Origin of the sequence: Streptomyces caatingaensis, from assembly GCF_001187435.1 — a bacterium.
Classification (GTDB): domain Bacteria; phylum Actinomycetota; class Actinomycetes; order Streptomycetales; family Streptomycetaceae; genus Streptomyces; species Streptomyces caatingaensis.
This window is the reverse complement of the sequence record NZ_LFXA01000007.1, coordinates 250,384-266,954: the sequence shown is the minus strand read 5'-3', so window position 1 is coordinate 266,954 and position 16,571 is coordinate 250,384. Positions and strand designations below refer to the sequence as shown.

Below are 16,571 nucleotides of genomic sequence, written 5' to 3'. Positions count from 1 at the left end.
CGGTTTCTTCGCGGAGACGGTGAGGTGGGGTGGTGCGCACGGAGCTTGCGGGGGTTCAGCGCTCGGCGGTCTTCCCGGCGGTCTTCCCGGCGCCGAGGGGGACGCGGTGGCCGGCGCCGTAGGGCACGGGCAGGGCGGGCGCGGGGGCCTGGACGCGGGCGGCCGTACCCCGGGCGTGCGGGGCGGCGGGGGTGCCGCCGGCGGGCAGGGCGAAGACGGCGGCGCTCTCCCCGGCGGCGGGCAGGGCCCAGCCGGAGCGCCGCCCGGCGTAGGGGCTGCCGAAGGTCTCGGAGGTGCCGTTCTTGACCTGGGTGGTGCCGGTGGGCAGCGTCAGGGGCGCGTCGGTGCCGGCGGGCGCGGTGACGGTGACGGCGGTGCCGACGCGGTACGCGGTGACCTTGCCGGCGGTGACGGCGGCGTTCCAGGCGGCGCGCTTGGCGAGTTCGGTGCCGATGTCGCGCATGCGGAGGTTGACCAGCGGGGTGTTGTCGGCGAAGAGGGCGCCGTGGTCGGCGAGGACCTTCTCCAGGATGGTGTAGCCGATCCGCTCCTCGGCGAGGTTGGACTGGTGCATGAAGTGCGGGCGCGGGTCGTTGGCGAGCACGTGGCTCAGGGCGATCCGGGCCTCCAGCGGCGCGATGTAGGAGGCGTAGCCGTTCCTGACGTCGAGCGGGGCCTTGAGGCAGGTGGTGACCTTGGAGTTCTCGCAGATGCCGCTGCCGCCGTCGGCCTTCCTGGTGTAGAGCCAGTTGTACTCGTCGGTCTGCTCCACGGCCTTGCCGACGTTGTAGTAGACGTTCATCGGGAAGCGGGAGACGGTGAGGGCGGGTCCGACCTTGCGCTGCTGCGGCTCGCGGGAGGTGTCGCTGGCGATCCACTTGACGCCGGTGCGGGTCAGGGACGGCGCCAACTCCGGGTTGTCGTCGGGCTGTTGGGGCAGGGTGCGCAGGCCGGAGTGCTCACCGGTGACGAGTTCGTCCGCCTCGACCCTGAGGCCCTGGGCGGCGGCCCAGGCGAGGTTCCGCGCGATCTCGTCGGTGATCTTCGCGCCGCCGACCCAGCGGACGCGGCCGAGGAGGTCGGTGGAGCACTTCCAGGGGACGGTGCTCAGGTCCTGCTGGCAGCCCAGGAAGGCGTGCGTGTAGGTGTGGTTGAGCCAGCGGAAGGACTGCTGGTCGGCGACGAACCGGTCGAGCAGCGGGTCGCGGGCGCCGCCGTGGGCGGCCCGGTACTCCTCGCTGCCGACGCCGTTGTAGGCGAAGTCGATCGGCAGGTTGTGGCTCTTCGACCAGTCCTTGGCGTACTGGGCGTCGTCCGGCGTCATGCGGATGGGCGGGGCGTCGGGCGAGGGGTTGCCGGGGCAGTCGACGTCGCCGGGGGTGCACTTGCGCTTGCTGTCCCAGCGGTCGTCGGAGGCGAAGAGGTCGTCGACGTGGACGCCGAAGTAGTCGCGGGAGGCGCCGAGATGGACGCCCTGGGTCAGCCACTCGACGATGCCGCGGGAGACCAGCCGGAACTGGGTCTGGTACTGGTTGGCGACGAAGGTGACGACCAGTTCGCTGCGGCCGTCGTGGGTGTACTGGCCGATGAGCGAGCCGCGGCCGGAGCCGCCGGGGACGGGCGCGTCGAGGAAGGTGGTGAAGGAGGCGCCGTAGTTCTGCTTGTCGAGCGGGGCGGAGAGGTAGCCGTAACTCTCGTTGACCTCGGGGTCGTTGTCCTCGAAGGGCACGTTCTTCCTGAGGTAGCCGAAGGGCCCGGCCGCGCCGGCGGCGGTCACCTCGGCGTTCTTCCCGTCGAGGACGCCGCTCCAGCCCTCCTCCTTGGCGGCCTTGAGGCCGACGGCCGGGCGGGCGTACGTGTAGGCGTCCACCTGCCGGATGCCGAACCGTTTCTCGTACCCGGCCAGGGCCGCCATCTCCGGCGAACCCTCCCCGAAGGGGTTGTCGTTGGGCAGCACGACGCCCTGGAACCTGGCGTGCGGCCGCCCGTCGAGCGTGTCGCTGAGGAACGCCTCGTCGATGCGCGGACGCCCGGAGTCGGCGAGGCGGACGGTGGTGTACGGCGTTCCGGCGGCGGTGAGTTCGGCGCCGATGGCCTCGGTGGCGGGACCGCCGTCGTCGACGACGAGGACCCGCAGGTCGACCCGGGGTACCGGGTCGTCGGCTCTGGCCCCCGTGACGGGCAGCGTGATCGCGAGCAGGCCCGCGGCGGCCCATGCCGCGAGCAGACGTGTGGTGCGCACCATGGTGCTACTCCCCCCTGCTGGGACGGCAACGCGCAGCGCTGCGGCGTCCGTTCGGAATCTGTCGCGCGGGGTGGCCGGACCCCTGCGCGCACGGTGGATCGACCCCCGGCTGTGCTGTCGCACTCGGCCGGATTCCCCGCTCCGGCCGCACTCGTCCCCCGCCGGGCCCGGTGCTGCGGGCGCGGGGGCGCGGGGCGACGGGAGGAGGAGCCGCCTCTCGATCGCCCAGCCCATATAGTGCGCCATGGTTGAACGCCCCGTGGGTCGCACGGCCCAGGAGACGGCGGATGTTCACGTGTGCCTGGCCGGAATGCGCCGCCCTGCCGCGAAGTCAGCGATGCGGCGGGGGCATGCGCCACCGGCCCATGTCGGCCGAGATGACCTGGGGCGATTCCCGGGCCCCCGCGGCCCGGACACCAGTCTTTCGCACATTTGACCGCATGCGCCGCGACGGGGAGGGCGCCCCGAGATCGGCCTGATGAAGGCCGTCGGATTTGCCGGAGATGTTCGGTCGGCGCGACGCGGCTCCGGGGGCATCGGGGACGACCGGACCCTTGACGTCTTCAACATTGTCATGGACATTGCCATTGCTTGGTATGGGCCAATACCTCCCTTGGTCACCCCTTGGCCCCGCATCGGCCCGGAAGAAGCCCCCATGAGCGGACGCGCGCACCCCTTCCCCCACAGACACCGGTCCCTCCCCCTCGCCCTCCTCGTCGCGGCCCTGCTCCTCGTGCCCGCGGCACTCGGCGCCGCCCCGGCCGCCGGGGACGCCGACCGCGGCCCCGACCCCCGGGCGCCCCACCGCGGCACGGTGGCGGCGGCCAGGACGCCGGACCGCTCACCCGCGCGCGACCGCGCCGTCCGCGCCTTCGCCGAGGGCCGCCGGCACCGTCCGCGCGCCGACCTCACCCACAACTGGTGGGGCGTCTTCCCGCAGCCCGGCACCCACGACGGCATCACGGCCACCCACAGCGTGGACACCTCCTACCGGGTCTCCGACCCCGACAACTTCACCTACTCCCCCACCACCAAGGCCCAGAACTCCTGCATGGAGGTGGTCACCGCGTACTGGAACAGCGGCAACGAGCTGTGGGCGTGGGACTGGTGCGGCTCCCCCGGCGGCCCCGCGAAGGTCGTGCCCCTCGACGCGGACTTCCTCACGACGTACTCGGCGGCGTACGGCGTCCAGCTGGTGCTGGACGACGCGGCGTCCAACACCTGGTCCGCCTACCTCTACAACCGCCGCACCGCCGCCTGGGAGCTGCTGTACCGCCGCTCCGGGAAGGACCGGAGCGGGCTCTCGCACGGCTGGGACATGTTCGAGGTCTACGCGAGCGTCGACCCCGCGACGGGCGTGGGCTGGTACTGCACCGAGGCCCGGCGGACCGTCTTCGACAGCTCCGCGATACAGCTGCGCCGGGGCGGCACCTGGCGCCCGGCGGGCCCGGCCGAGGCCCCGTGGACGGAGCCGGATCCCCAGGGGCGCGACTTCCTCTGCCCGCCGCTGAAGTTCGTGCGGGCGGGGGCCAATGACCACTGGACCGTCCGGCAGTGACGAAACGGCCGGGGAATTCCGGACGGGAATCCGCGCCCCGAGCGGAATTCCCCGGAATTCCCCGGACGCCGGCCGTCACTTGCCGAATTGCGCAAACAACCGCGTCCGCGTGACGGACGGAGGCGCCCTCGTCACACCACGTCGCGGGCGCCCGACCGGCGCCGCACGCGCCCCGCCGGACGGCGGGAAATCACAGGCCGCACGGGGAACCGCCCCCGCTTTCCGCCCCTCTCTTCCGGGAGAACATCCCCCGAAGAGGAGTTACCACCGTGGGCCTCACGTCCCAAAACCTCGTGCTGTTCCTGGTGTGCGTCGCGGTAGCGATATGCGCCCTGGTGCTGTGGTTGTGGCCACGTGTCGCCCGCAAGGGCGTGCTCGCCGTCGCCTCGCGGCTCAGCCTGCTGCTCCTCTCCCAGGTCGGCATCCTCGCCCTGCTCCTGGTCGTGGCCAACAACGAGTTCGGCTTCTACTCGACCTGGAACGAGCTGCTCGGCCGCAACTCCAGTCACCAGGAGCTCCAGCGCACCGAGGGCGGCAAGCGGGCCCCGGCGCTGGTGGTCAAGGGCCAGGAGTCCGTCGGGCTCGGCCCCAAGGAGAAGGCCGGCCGGGTGGACCGCATCCAGATCCACGGCCCGGTCACCGGCTTCTCGATGGACGGCTACGCGTACCTGCCGCCGCAGTACTTCCAGAAGGGCCACGAGAAGGACCGCTTCCCGGTGATCGTCGCCGTCACCGGCCAGCCCGGCCTCTCCAAGAACCTGATCACCCAGATCAAGGTCCCCCAGGCCGCCTCCACGGCGATCGTGAAGAAGCAGATGCGGCCCACGATCGTCCTCATGGTCCGCCCCTCGGTCGTCGCCAACCGCGACACCAACTGCACCGACGTCCCCGGCGGCCCGCAGGCGCTGGCCTTCTTCAACCAGGACCTGCCCATCGCCGTCAACGACGTCTACCGCGCCGACAACTCCAAGGGCGCCTGGGGCGCGGTCGGCAACTCCACCGGCGGCTACTGCGCGCTGAAGATGGCCATGACCAACCCGGCCCGCTACGGCGCCGCCGCCGGCCTGTCCGCCGACTTCTTCGCCCGCCAGGACCGCGACACCGGTGACCTCTACGCCGGCAACAAGCAGATCAAGAACGAGTCGGACCTCGTCTGGCGCCTCGCCCACATGCCCCCGCCGCCCGTCTCCCTCCTGGTCGGCATCAGCAAGAAGGGTGAGGAGAAGTACTACAAGCAGGCCATGCACTTCACGCAGAAGGCCAAGGCGCCGACCAAGGTGGACACGCTCCTGCGGGACGAGGGGGGCCACAACTTCCAGACGTGGCGCGAGGAGTACCCCGAGGTGCTGCGCTGGCTCGACAAGGAGCTCGCCGCAGGTCACTGAGCCGTCGCGTCCGCTTCCCCCGCCGGAATCGTCCCGGAGAAATCGTCCCGGAAAAGGGGAACGGCCGCGCGGGCCGTCACGTCCCAGCCGGTGTGGCCCGAAGGTGCGGGACGGGGGCGGACGGCGGTGGACACGGACGGCGGGGACGGGCGGGCCCCGCTGCTGGCCGGACGGTACCGGCTGGTGGCCCGGCTCGGCAGCGGCGGCATGGGAGTGGTCTGGCGCGCCTTCGACGAGGTGCTCGGCCGCGAGGTCGCGGTCAAGGAGGTCAGGGCGCCGCAGCACGTCCGCGAGGCGGACGTCCGGGTGCTGTACGCGCGGCTGGTCCAGGAGGCCCGGGCCGCCGCGCGGATCGCCCACCGCTGTGTGATCACCGTCCACGACGTGGTCGAGCAGGAGGGCCGCCCGTGGATCGTCATGGAGCTGGTGCGCGGGCGGTCCCTCGCGGACGTCCTGGAGCACGAGGGCACGCTCGACCCGCGGGAGGCGGCCCGGGTCGGGTCCGCCGTCCTGGGGGCGCTGCGCGCGGCCCACGCGGCGGGCGTCCTGCACCGCGACGTCAAGCCCGGCAACGTGCTCCTGGAGGACGAGGGCCGGGTCGTCCTCACCGACTTCGGCATCGCCCTCGTCGAGGGCACGGGCACCCTCACCCGCACCGGCGACGTGATCGGCTCCCCCGACTACCTCGCCCCCGAGCGGGCCCTGGGCCGGCGCCCCGGAACCCCCTCGGACCTCTGGTCCCTGGGCGCCACCCTCTACGCCGCCGTCGAGGGCGTCTCCCCCTTCCACCGCACCTCCGCCCTCGGCACCCTCCAGGCGGTCGTCCACGCCCCCCCGCCCCCGCCCCACCGCGCCGGACCCCTGGCCCCCCTCCTGGAGGGCCTCCTCGTCAAGGACCCGGACACGCGCATGGGTTCCGCGCAGGCGCAACGGCTCCTGGACGCGGTCGCGTCGGGGCGGACGCCGGAACCCCCGGACCGGCCCGGCCGGCCCTCCGGCTACGTGCCGACGTTCCCGGACGTGGGGGCGGCGGCGCCTCCCGGCCGGGAGCCGGACGCGGGCGCGGGGCCTGATCCGGCCCGCACGCCGACGTACGTACCGCCACCGCACCCGTCTCCCGCCGTCTCCCCCAACGGCGCGGCGGGGAAGGGGACTTCGCCCCCGGGCACGCAAGCCCCGGCCCCGGCGGGACGCGCGGACCGGGAGCCCGGGCCCACCGCCCACGGAGCGTGGCCCCCCGGCCCCCGGGCCCACCACCCGGCGGGCACGGCCCCCACGGTTCCCGCGTACGGGGTCCGGCCCCCGAGCGCCCCTTCGGCGGGGACGCCTCCGACGCCCCCGACCCCCACGGCGTTCCCGGCGGATCCGGGGGAGCCGGCGGGATTCCGGGCGGGCCCGGGAGGTCCGGGAGGTCCGGACCCGGTTCACGCCCACGGCGCCACGCCGTTCCCCGGGGCGCCGTTCCCGGGGGCGCCGGTCCCCCGGCCCGGCCGCCGCCCCGCCCGGCGACTCGTCGCCCCCGTGCTGGCAGTGCTGATCGTGGGCGGCGGGATCGCGGCGGCGCTGTCCGCCGGTGACCACGGGGGCGGGGGTCCGGGCCCCGCGGGCGGGGGGTCGAGCCCGTCGGCGTCGCCCGCGCCCGCCACCACCGCGAGCGCCTCGGACGGCCCGGCCTCCGCCCCCTCGACGCGCGCGCCGGCCCCGGCGTCCGAGGAGACCCCCGAGGCCACCGCGCCCTGCCCGGGCGGCTGGGTCTCGACGTGCAGCCCGTACTGACGCCACCGACTCCTTCCGCCCGACCCGCTGCCGAACGTTCCGCTCACCCGGGGGTGCGCATGCGACCGAAACCCGCCCGATCCCAGGCGGCACGACGACGGCGCCGGACCGTCGTCGTCTGGCTGGCCGTCCCCGCGCTGGCGACCGCCGCGCTCACCGCCTGTTCGTCGTCGGACGGTCCGGGCGGGAAGGGCGGGGACGCGACCGTCGCGCTGGAGGGCGTCGGCAACCCGGGCGACGCCCCGTTCCTCAAGGCGCCCGACTCCGATGTGCGCGGCGTCAGTTCGGCGGGCGGGGGCGGGCGGACGGACGCCACCGCACCCGGCGCGTTCGGCGGCACCCGCCAGGCCACCCGGTGCGACAAGGCCCAGCTCCTCAAGGAGCTGGCCGCCGACCCGCAGAAGGCCCGGGCGTGGTCGAAGGCCCGCGGCATCCCCGAGCAGGACATCGAGCGGCACGTGACCGGATTGACGGCGGTGGTCCTGCTGCACGACACCCTCGTCACCAACCACAACTACGTGGGCGGGGGCGTGACGCGCTCCTACCAGTCCGTCCTCCAGGCCGGCATGGCGGTGCTCGTGGACGCGTACGGCAAGCCCGCCGTCAAGTGCAACTGCGGCAACCCGCTGCGGCAGCCGGACTCCGGGGTCGACGCGCGCAAGGCGCGGTACGAGGGGACGCGCTGGGAGGGCTTCGCGGCGGCGGTGGTCACCGTCGTCCAGCCGCGCCCCGAGGCGCAGGGGCCGATGAAGCGCCTGCCGCTGGCGGACGTGCAGGACCGCGGGAAGGGCTTCGAGCGCGAGGTCGGCGACGACGGAAAGCGGGATTCCCGGCCGGTGCCGCTGCCGGCACCGTCCCCTGCGACGGGCGGCCCGTCGCAACCGGGCGGCCCGTCGCAAGGTCCGTCGTCGCCGGGGTCCTCGTCGGGGGCGCCTTCCCCGGACAGGTCGGCGTCGGGGGCGTCGAGCCCCGACAGGTCGGCGCCTGGAGTCTCGAGCCCGGACAGGTCCTCGTCGGGATCGTCGTCCGCGGGCAGGTCGTCGTCAGGAGCGTCGTCCCCGGGCGGGTCCTCGTCGGGGCCGTCGTCCGCGGGAGGCTCATCCGCGGGAGGCCCGTCCCCGGGAGGCTCATCGCGGCGGACGGCGCCACCGGCAACCCGCGCGCCGGGGACGTCCACGGAGGCACCGTCCTCCCGCCCCGCCCCCACGGCCGCACCGTCCCGCAGGCCGTCCCCCAAGATCCCGCCCCCGGACGGCGACTCCTACAGCAAGTCCCCGTCCCACGGCGGCAGTTCGGCCGACACCGGCTCATCACACCCGCCCCCGGCCACCGGCCGGCACACACCCCCGCCGCGCACCCCGGCCGACGATTCGGGCCCCGCCGCCCGTCCGTCCGCTCATTCCCCCGCCCGTGAATCCGCCCCCGCCACCCACCCGTCCGCCCACTCCCCCGCCTACGAAGTCCCCCACGCCCCCGTGCCGCGCACCGAGCACACCCCGTCGGAACAGCACCGGTCCCACCCGGAGCGCGGCGAGAGCACCGGCGGGCAGCCGGCGAACCCGCCCCGCCGCACGGGGACTTGAGACCACTCCTCGGAAGACCGCCCTGCTTGAAGACCACCCCTCGGACGGCGAACGCCGGTGGCGCGAGGACGGTCCCCGGAGGGACCGTCCTCGCGGCCCGGACCGCGGGCGGCCCGCCGCCGCGTCAGCCGGCGGCCAGCAGGGCCCGCGCCGCCTCCCGGGCGTGGAGCGCGGGCTCGGGGCTGCCGGAGATCGCCGCCGTGGTGATCGCGCCCTCGGCGAGCAGGACGAGCTGGTCCGCCAACGCCTCCGCGGCGCCGGCGCCCGCGACGAGCGTGGCCAGGTAGCCGCGGAAGGCGTCCTTGTGCGAGCGGGCCGCCTCCGCCACTCCGGGGTGCCCGGCACCCAGCTCCCCGTAGGAGTTGACGAAGGCGCAGCCCCGGAAGTCGGGCTCCTGGAACCACTGGTGGAGCCAGTCGAAGACGGCGAGGATCCGCTCGCGCCCGGCCGGGCGCTGCTCGGCGAACCGCTCCAGCGCGGCGCGCCAGCGGTGGTCGCGGCGACGCAGGTACGCCTCGACGAGGGAGTCCTTCGACGAGAAGACCTGGTACAGCCGTTTGAGGGACACGCCCGAGGCGGCCCGGATCGCGTCCATGCCGACGGCCTGGAGGCCCCGGCCGTAGAAGAGCCGCTCGGCCGCGTCCAGGACGCGGGCTTCCACCGTCTCCATCGTGGCCAACTCCTTGCGCGAGAACCATCGTTCTCATACGCTACCGCACACCACGGAGAACGTACGTTCTCCCCCTGCCCGGAAGGTCCCCCATGCCCCCTCTCCCCTCCTTCACGGCGGAGACCGCCCTGGCCAGGGTCCGCGCCGCCGAGGCCGCCTGGAACACCCGTGATCCCGAACGCGTCGCGCTCGCCTACTCCGAGGACTCCGAGTGGCGCAACCGCGACGTCTTCCTCACCGGCCGCGCGGCGATCGTCGCCTTCCTGCGCGACAAGTGGCGCCGCGAGCACGGCTACCGCCTGCGCAAGGAGCTCTGGGCGTACACCGGCAACCGGATCGCCGTGGGCTTCGCGTACGAGTGGTACACGACACGGGCCAGTGGTACCGCAGCCTCGGCAACGAGAACTGGGAGTTCGACGAGGACGGCCTGATGCGGCGCCGCCACGCCAGTGTCAACGACGTCCCCATCTCCCCGGAGTCCCGCCGCATAGCCCTGCCGTGACCCGGGGCGTCCCCGGCGGCGCCTCCCTCTTTCGCCGCAACCACGCGCGTCGCGGCACCCCCGCCCCACCCCCCGCCCGCATCCTGACGCCGTGCCCCGCCTCCCCCTCCTCACCGCGCTCGCGGTCGCCCTCGCCACAGCGGCCGCCCTGACCGCCGCCGACGGAACGGCACGGGCGAGCGGCCCCGCACGCCCCGAGCGCCGCGCCTCCCCCACCCCCATCGCCACCGCCGACCAGGCCACCCGCTCCGTCCACGTCCTCAAGGCGAGCCAGCGCACCTGGGACACCGGCGACCCCCGGGGCGGCGGCGTGCTGTGGTCCTGGAGCGCGGACGGTCTGGAGGAGCTGGCGGACCTGAACCCCGCCTCGTCCTGGAAGAACCCGAGCGAGGCCAAGCTCCGCACGCTGGACGGGCGTCGCTACCTCCTGGCGACCGCCTCGGGCGGCCTGGCCGCCGTCGTCGGCTACCCCGGCCGCGAGATCTACTGGGCGGCCGACACGGGCACGGGCAACGCCCACAGCATCGACCTCCTCCCGGACGGCAACGTCGCCGTCGCCGCGAGCACCGGCGGCTACGTCCGCGTGTACGCCGCGTCCACCGGCAAGCGCGCCACCTGGCACACCGAGGTTCCGCTGCCCGGCGCGCACGGTGTGCACTGGGACCCGGGCACCGGGCTCCTCTGGGCGCTCGGCGGGCGCGAGCTGCTCGCCCTGCGCGTCGGCGGCCCGCCCGACGACCCGGAGCTGACGGTCGCCCACCGCACGGCGCTCCCGACGCGCAACGGCCACGACCTGGCCCCCGTCCTCGGCCACCGCGGCCGCCTGTGGGTGACGACCGGGTCGGCGGTGTACCAGTACGCGACCGCCCGGCACGGCTTCGTCGACTACCCCCTGCGCTCCCGGATCAGCGCCCCCGGCGTCAAGAGCGTGGGGGACGACCCGGCCACGGGCCAGATCCTCGTGGCCCGTCCCGAGACCGGCCACCCGTGCCCGTGGTGCACCTCGGTCCTGACGCTCTATCAACCGGACGGCACGAGGCGTCTGTTGCACGGCGCGATGTACAAGGCGCGCTGGTGGACGTCCCGCCGCGACTGACGCGGCTCAGCCCGTCGCCGCCGCGAGCCGCGCCCGCACGTCGGCCGCGGCGTCCGGGTTCCCGGGCACCTGCTCCCACAGCGCCAGCAGCGCGGGCGCGAGCTGGGGAGCGCGCTCGCCGCTGTGCTGCCAGCAGTAGTGGGCGCGCTTGAGCGCCGCGACGGCCTCGCGGTCCGAAGGGCCGCTGCGGGCGAGCCGGTTGGCGGCCGCGGACATCCACAGTTCGGCCGCCCGGGGATGGTCACCGGCCAGCCGGGCGAGGTCGGCGCGGACCTCGATCCACAGCCCGGCCTCGGCGCTCTGCGGACCGTGCCGGCGCAGCACCTGCTGCTCCCAGGCGGCGGCCATGGCGGCCGCCTCGTTGTGCCGCCCGGCGTTGGCGGCGGCGAGGATGCGCGGCAGGGCGTCCTCCTCCCGCGCGAGCGGGACGGCGTCCCGCACCGGCTCCCCGGCCGCGGACGCGGAAGGCGGTGGCGGTGCGACGGGCTCCGGGGGGACGGCCGGTGCGGCGGAGGCCCGCGCGTACGCCGGGTTGGCCAGGACGTCCCCCGCCGCCCCGCGCTGGAGGGCCAGCGCCCGGTCGGGCAACGCGGCCTGGCCGAGGGCGAGTTGGTGCACGAGCGCGGGGTCGAGGGCGGGCCCTCCGGCGGGGTTCCCGACGCTCAGCGCGGTGAGGAAGGCCCGGGTGTAGGGTCCCGCCTCCACGAGCGGCCGCTCCGGGCTCGGGGTGACGACGCCGCACACCGGCACGTCCGCGGTCAGCCGCCCGTCCTGGGCCGCGGCGGCGACGGCGGGCCACGCCCGGTCGTCGGCCTCGGCGTCGACGACGAGCAGCGTGGGCCCGGCGTGCTCGCGCAGGGCCCGGAGGAGCCACTCCCAGGGCAGTCCGTTGTAGCGGACGGTGGCCGGGGTGCTCTCGCGCAGCGCCAGGTGCACCTCCTGGCCCTTGCGGGCCGGGACCATCAGGTGACCGGTGACCCACACCAGCAGCGGCCCGGGGACGGTGGCGGCGTCCCGGAGGTGGACCAGCACGCTCTGCGGCCCGGCCATCGCGGGGAGCTGCACCACGTCGGCCGTCCCCGCCGCGAGGAATCCGCGCGGCCGGGCGCCGGCGACGGCGTGGGCGGTCGGATTGGGCAGCAGGCCCCGCCGCCGGTCGGGGGTGCCGTCCAGCAACAGAACACAGCCATGGGTCACGTGGTCCAACGCGTTCTTCCTTCCGGACGGTTCGAGTGCTCGCGCCCTGCGTGGTGCCCGGTGCCGGATCCCACGTCACGTGCGGTACCTGAGGCAACTGTAGGCGCCGCCACCGCACTCGACGCCGGTACGGTGTCTTCCCCGCGTGCGGGCCCCGGACCCCCCTCGTCCCCGCCCGGCGCGACGCGGGCCCCGCCCGGGGTTCCGGACGGGGCCCGCGCGCCGGCGAACGGGGCGGTCAGCCCATCGCGTTGCGCGACTCGATGCTCTGGTCGACGGCGCTGCGCGTGAGGCTGCGGCAGTACGGGACGTCCCCGGCGCCGTCGATGTACTTGGCCGTCACCCAGGTGCTGCGGTCCCGCAGCTGGTACCAGAGGTTGTTGCCGGAGACGTCCTGGGCGCGGACCTTGCAGCGGAGTCCGATCTGGACCCGGTGTCTGAGGACGCCGCGCACGGAGGAGTCGGTGCTCGGATGCATCCGCTCGTTGACGCCGGTGAGGGCGTTGACCGTGCCGATGGGACGGCCGGGGGCGTCCGGCGACGCCTGGGCCTGGGCCTGCGCGGCGAAGAGCGAGCCGCCGAGGGCCGCGACGACGAGCGCGCCCGCGGTCAGGCGTCCGGCGCGGTTCACGAATGTCCTGGACATGGAACTCCTTGTACGTGGTGTGCGAGGTGGAACAGGGCAATTGCCCAAGTTCCACGGTCGATCCACCCATAAACGGGGACAAGTGAGTGAACGCCCCCATGGGACACCGCCGTTCGGCCGAGCATCAGGCTCCGCCATCCGGCCGCTTCCTCGCCCGGCTCGGCTGGACGCGCGTCGGTTCACCCCTCATCTTGGGATGTTCGGGCGGGTACGGAAGGTCCCCCAGCCCGTGCTCGCGCTCGTCGCGGTCGGCCAGTTCCAGCGCGGCGTCCAGGGCGCAGCGGTGGTCGTCCATGGCGGCGTGCAGGTCGCCGAGCCGGTCGTAGCGGGCGGGCATGGTGGCGATGTCGAAGTCCTCGGGGAGGGCGCTGTCCAGCTCGTCCCAGCGCAGGGGCGCGGAGACGGTGGCGCGGGGCCGGGGGCGCACCGAGTAGGCGCTGGCGATGGTGCGGTCGCGGGCGGTCTGGTTGTAGTCGACGAAGACCTTGGCGCCGCGCTCCTCCTTCCACCAGGCGGTCGTGACGCGGTCCGGGGCGCGCCGCTCCAGTTCGCGGGCGACGGCGATGGCCGCGCGGCGCACCTGGACGAAGGTCCAGCGCGGGGCGATGGGGACGAAGACGTGGAGCCCGCGGCCGCCGGAGGTCTTGGGCCAGCCGGCCAGGCCCAGTCCGTCGAGGACGTCGCGCAGGGCGAGGGCGGCGCGCACGGCGTCCGGGTAGCCGGTGCCGGGCTGGGGGTCGAGGTCGATGCGCAGTTCATCGGGGTGGTCGGTGTCGTCGCGGCGCACGGGCCAGGGGTGGAAGGTGAGGCAGCCGAGGTTGGCGGCCCAGAGCACGGCCGCGGGTTCGGTGGGGCAGATCTCGTCCGCGTACCGGCCGCTGGGGAAGGAGATCCGGCCGGTCGGGATCCAGTCGGGGAGGTTCTTGGGCGCGCGCTTCTGGAAGAAGGACTCGCCGGTCACGCCGTCGGGGTAGCGCTCCAGGGTGGTGGGGCGGTCGCGGAGGGCGCGCAGGACGCCGTCGGCGACGGCGAGGTAGTAGCGGGCGACGTCGTACTTGGTGAAGCCGCGCTCCGGGAAGTAGACCTTGTGCGGGTTGGACAGCCGTACCGTCCGCCCGCCGACCTCGATCTCCAGGGTCTCTGCCATGCGGCCACGCTAGGTTCTGCGCGTCCGGGCCGCCCGCCGGACAATCGGGATCATGGACCTTCCGGTGATGCCGCCCGTCGAGCCGATGCTGGCCAGGCCGGCCGCGGCGATCCCCCCGGGCATGCAGTACGAGGCCAAGTGGGACGGCTTCCGGGCGATCGTCTTCCGGGACGGTGCCGAGGTGGAGATCGGCAGCCGCTCGGGACGCCCGCTGACCCGCTACTTCCCCGAGCTGGTGACCGCGTTCACCGAGCGCCTGCCCGCGCGCTGCGTGCTGGACGGCGAGATCGTGCTCGCGCGCGGCGGCCGCCTGGACTTCGACGCGCTGCTGGAGCGGATCCACCCGGCCGCCTCGCGGGTGCGTCACCTGGCCGGGACCACCCCCGCCGGGTTCGTCGCCTTCGACCTGCTGGCCCTGGGGGACGCGGCGCTGCTGGGGACGCCGCAGCGCGAGCGGCGCGGCGCGCTGGAGGAGGCGCTGCGCGGCGCCGGCGACCCGGTGTTCACCGCGCCCGTCACCTACGACCTGGAGGAGGCCCGCCGCTGGTTCGAGCACTTCGAGGGGGCGGGCCTGGACGGGGTCGTCGCCAAGCCGCCGGAGCTGCCGTACCGCCCGGGCGAGCGCGTCATGGTCAAGGTCAAGCACGAGCGGACCGCCGACTGCGTCGTCGCGGGCCTGCGCCCGCACAAGAGCGGCCCGGTGGTCGGCTCGCTGCTGCTGGGCCTGTACGACGACGCCGGGCGGCTCCAGCACGTGGGCGTCTGCGGGGCGTTCCCCATGAAGCGCCGCCGTGAGCTGATGGACGAACTGGCGCCCCTGCGGATGCCCACCGCCGAGGGCCACCCCTGGGAGGACTGGGCGGACGCGGAGGCCCAGGCGGCGTCCCGGCTGCCGGGCGGCCCCAGCCGGTGGAGCGGCAAGAAGGACCTCTCGTGGCTCCCCTTGCGTCCGGAGCGGGTCTGTGAAGTGGCCTACGACCACATGCAGGGCGACCGCTTCCGGCACACGGCCCGCTTCCGCCGCTGGCGCCCCGACCGCGAGCCCCGCAGTTGCACCTACGCGCAGCTGGAGGAGCCGGTGAACTACGACCTCGCGGAGGTCCTGGGCGGCTGAACTCCCCCGGACGGCACAGTGCCCGACCCGTCCGGCGCAGCAAAACAAAACCTGACGACCCGCCATATTCGAGGCTGGTGCGGACCCCTGTTGCCCAGGTGAAGGGTGGAGTCCATGCACCGGCCGCGTACGGCCCGCATTTTCCTCGCTGCCCGGCGGGGCGCCGTCCTGCTGGCGAGCGCGGGCACGATGTGCCTGCCGATCTTCGCCGCCGCCGCGGACGCCACGGACGTCACGGACGCCGGTACGGCCGCGCCGTCGCCGTTCTGGGTGGAGCCCCAGGGCTTCGCGGCCCGGCAGGCACGCGTCTGGCAGGAGCGCGGGCGGGAGGCCGACGCGGAGGCCCTGCACCGCATCTCCGACCGGCCGACGGCGGTGTGGCTCACCGGCGACGACCCCTACGACCAGGCGCGACAGGTCACCCGCCAGGCGGCCCGGGCCGGCCGCGTCCCGCTCCTGGTCGCCTACAACATCCCGCACCGCGACTGCGGCCAGTACTCCTCCGGCGGGGCGCCCGACGCGAACGCCTACCGGAGGTGGGTCGCCCGCGCCGCGGCGGGCATCGGCCCGCGCCGCGCCTGGGTCGTCCTGGAACCCGACGCCGTCGCGCACCTGGCCTCCGGCTGCGTCGCCCCCGCCGAGGCCGCCCGGGAGCGGCCGGCCCTCCTGGCCGAGGCCGTCCGCACCTTCAAGTCGCTGCCCCGCACGTCGGTCTACCTCGACGCGGGCAACGCCGGCTGGATCTCCGACCAGCGGCTCCTGGCCGACCTGCTCCGCCGCTCCGGCGTCGGCGACGCGGACGGCTTCGCCCTCAACGTCTCCAACTTCCACACGACACCGGTCACCCGCGCCTACGGGAGCCGGCTCTCCGCCCTGCTCGGCGGCGCCCACTACGTCATCGACACCAGCCGCAACGGCAACGGCCCCCTCCCCCCACAAGCCGGCGACCCCGAATCCTGGTGCAACCCCCCCGGCCGCGCCCTCGGCACACCCCCCACCACCGTCACGGGTGACCCCCTCGTCGATGCACTGGTATGGGTGAAACGCCCCGGCGAATCCGACGGCTCCTGCCGAGGCGCCCCCCCAGCCGGCCACTGGTGGGCACCCTACGCCCTGAGCCTCGCGACCACGCCGCCCACGGGCTGATCCCGTCGGGCGGTCGAGGGGCCGGCGGCGTGGGCGCGGTCGGCCGGGTGCGGGGGCGAAGCTCCCGTTGGAAGTGGGGGCGAAGCCCCGGTTGGGGGTGCGGGGGGCTCAGCCCCGGCTGGGGATGCGGGAGGCGAAGCGCCGGCTGGGATGCAGAGGGGCTCAGCCCCCGTCGGGGATGCAGGGTGGGCGAAGCCCCGGCTGGGGTGCAGGCGGGCGAGGCCCCGGCGAGGTCAGGGGCGCGGCCGCCGGTGGGTGCGGGCGCAGACCCCGCCGCGGCGGGCGGGACCGCGACCAGGGGCTACGGGGGACGGCCCCCGGTGAGGCGACGGCAGAGCCCCCGTGGGGGCGCAGAGGGCGACCCCCCCCTGGTACAGCAGGGGCGCAGGCCCCGCTGGGACGCCGGGCGAAGCCTGCCACCCACAGGCGGAGCCGCTACCAGAGGGGACGCAGCCCCCGCCGGGACGCAGAGGCGATATCCCGCCGCCACGGGCGGAGCCGCGACC

General features: G+C 74.9%; 12 protein-coding genes and 1 pseudogene. 8 read left to right on the top strand and 5 right to left on the bottom strand.

Features of this window, described 5'->3' with window-relative positions:
* Positions 1 to 55: 55 nt before the first annotated feature.
* Entirely contained in the window at positions 56 to 2,245 is a 2,190-nt protein-coding gene (locus AC230_RS12335; protein ID WP_049716188.1) for a hypothetical protein, read from the bottom strand.
* Between the two features lie 655 nt (positions 2,246 to 2,900).
* On the opposite strand from AC230_RS12335, the gene AC230_RS12330 reads away from it, so the two are divergent.
* The 4 genes from AC230_RS12330 (at position 2,901) to AC230_RS12315 (ending at position 8,547) form a co-directional block, all read left to right on the top strand.
* Positions 2,901 to 3,803: a hypothetical protein gene (locus tag AC230_RS12330; RefSeq protein ID WP_049716187.1), complete on the top strand. Its 903-nt coding sequence runs from the start codon at positions 2,901 to 2,903 to the stop codon at positions 3,801 to 3,803.
* A 269-nt stretch (positions 3,804 to 4,072) separates the two neighbouring features.
* Positions 4,073 to 5,188 carry an alpha/beta hydrolase gene (locus AC230_RS12325; protein ID WP_049716186.1) on the top strand — a complete coding sequence of 372 codons (1,116 nt, stop codon included), beginning with the start codon at positions 4,073 to 4,075 and terminating at the stop codon, positions 5,186 to 5,188.
* Between the two features lie 126 nt (positions 5,189 to 5,314).
* Entirely contained in the window at positions 5,315 to 6,964 is a 1,650-nt protein-coding gene (locus AC230_RS33655) for a serine/threonine-protein kinase (protein ID WP_053161135.1), read from the top strand.
* Between the two features lie 59 nt (positions 6,965 to 7,023).
* The gene (locus tag AC230_RS12315; protein ID WP_049716185.1) at positions 7,024 to 8,547 is read left to right on the top strand and encodes a DUF6777 domain-containing protein; all 1,524 of its coding nucleotides are present in this window, start codon (positions 7,024 to 7,026) and stop codon (positions 8,545 to 8,547) included.
* 124 nt (positions 8,548 to 8,671) lie between these two features.
* Here the strand turns inward: AC230_RS12315 and AC230_RS12310 are convergent, their stop codons facing one another.
* Positions 8,672 to 9,217, bottom strand: coding sequence for a TetR/AcrR family transcriptional regulator (locus AC230_RS12310; protein WP_049716184.1), 546 nt, complete (start codon positions 9,215 to 9,217; stop codon positions 8,672 to 8,674).
* Positions 9,218 to 9,309: 92 nt separating this feature from the next.
* Here AC230_RS12310 and AC230_RS12305 point away from each other — a divergent pair.
* Both AC230_RS12305 and AC230_RS12300 read left to right on the top strand, forming a co-directional pair.
* Positions 9,310 to 9,719, top strand: a pseudogene (locus tag AC230_RS12305) (nuclear transport factor 2 family protein).
* A gap of 91 nt (positions 9,720 to 9,810) precedes the next feature.
* Positions 9,811 to 10,815, top strand: coding sequence for a DUF6528 family protein (locus AC230_RS12300; RefSeq protein ID WP_049716183.1), 1,005 nt, complete (start codon positions 9,811 to 9,813; stop codon positions 10,813 to 10,815).
* Positions 10,816 to 10,821: 6 nt separating this feature from the next.
* Here the strand turns inward: AC230_RS12300 and AC230_RS12295 are convergent, their stop codons facing one another.
* The 3 genes from AC230_RS12295 to ligD form a co-directional block, all read right to left on the bottom strand.
* Positions 10,822 to 12,021 (bottom strand): hypothetical protein, encoded by a 1,200-nt coding sequence (locus AC230_RS12295; RefSeq protein ID WP_049716182.1) that lies wholly within the window; start codon positions 12,019 to 12,021, stop codon positions 10,822 to 10,824.
* 229 nt (positions 12,022 to 12,250) lie between these two features.
* The gene (locus AC230_RS12290; protein WP_049716181.1) at positions 12,251 to 12,658 is read right to left on the bottom strand and encodes a hypothetical protein; all 408 of its coding nucleotides are present in this window, start codon (positions 12,656 to 12,658) and stop codon (positions 12,251 to 12,253) included.
* 124 nt (positions 12,659 to 12,782) lie between these two features.
* A complete protein-coding gene (ligD, locus tag AC230_RS12285) occupies positions 12,783 to 13,805 on the bottom strand; it encodes a non-homologous end-joining DNA ligase (protein ID WP_049716180.1) in 1,023 nt (340 codons plus the stop codon).
* Between the two features lie 52 nt (positions 13,806 to 13,857).
* Here ligD and AC230_RS12280 point away from each other — a divergent pair, with 52 nt between their 5' ends.
* The gene (locus tag AC230_RS12280; protein WP_049716179.1) at positions 13,858 to 14,919 is read left to right on the top strand and encodes an ATP-dependent DNA ligase; all 1,062 of its coding nucleotides are present in this window, start codon (positions 13,858 to 13,860) and stop codon (positions 14,917 to 14,919) included.
* Between the two features lie 114 nt (positions 14,920 to 15,033).
* Positions 15,034 to 16,065: a glycoside hydrolase family 6 protein gene (locus AC230_RS12275; protein WP_053161146.1), complete on the top strand. Its 1,032-nt coding sequence runs from the start codon at positions 15,034 to 15,036 to the stop codon at positions 16,063 to 16,065.
* Positions 16,066 to 16,571: the final 506 nt, after the last annotated feature.

Coding starts and splice junctions, on each gene's coding strand:
- AC230_RS12335 (WP_049716188.1), bottom strand. CDS start 2,245: ATGGTGCGCACCACACGTCTGCTCGCGGCATGGGCCGCCGCGGGCCTG.
- AC230_RS12330 (WP_049716187.1), top strand. CDS start 2,901: ATGAGCGGACGCGCGCACCCCTTCCCCCACAGACACCGGTCCCTCCCC.
- AC230_RS12315 (WP_049716185.1), top strand. CDS start 7,024: ATGCGACCGAAACCCGCCCGATCCCAGGCGGCACGACGACGGCGCCGG.
- AC230_RS12310 (WP_049716184.1), bottom strand. CDS start 9,217: ATGGAGACGGTGGAAGCCCGCGTCCTGGACGCGGCCGAGCGGCTCTTC.
- AC230_RS12290 (WP_049716181.1), bottom strand. CDS start 12,658: ATGTCCAGGACATTCGTGAACCGCGCCGGACGCCTGACCGCGGGCGCG.
- ligD (WP_049716180.1), bottom strand. CDS start 13,805: ATGGCAGAGACCCTGGAGATCGAGGTCGGCGGGCGGACGGTACGGCTG.
- AC230_RS12280 (WP_049716179.1), top strand. CDS start 13,858: ATGGACCTTCCGGTGATGCCGCCCGTCGAGCCGATGCTGGCCAGGCCG.
- AC230_RS12275 (WP_053161146.1), top strand. CDS start 15,034: ATGCACCGGCCGCGTACGGCCCGCATTTTCCTCGCTGCCCGGCGGGGC.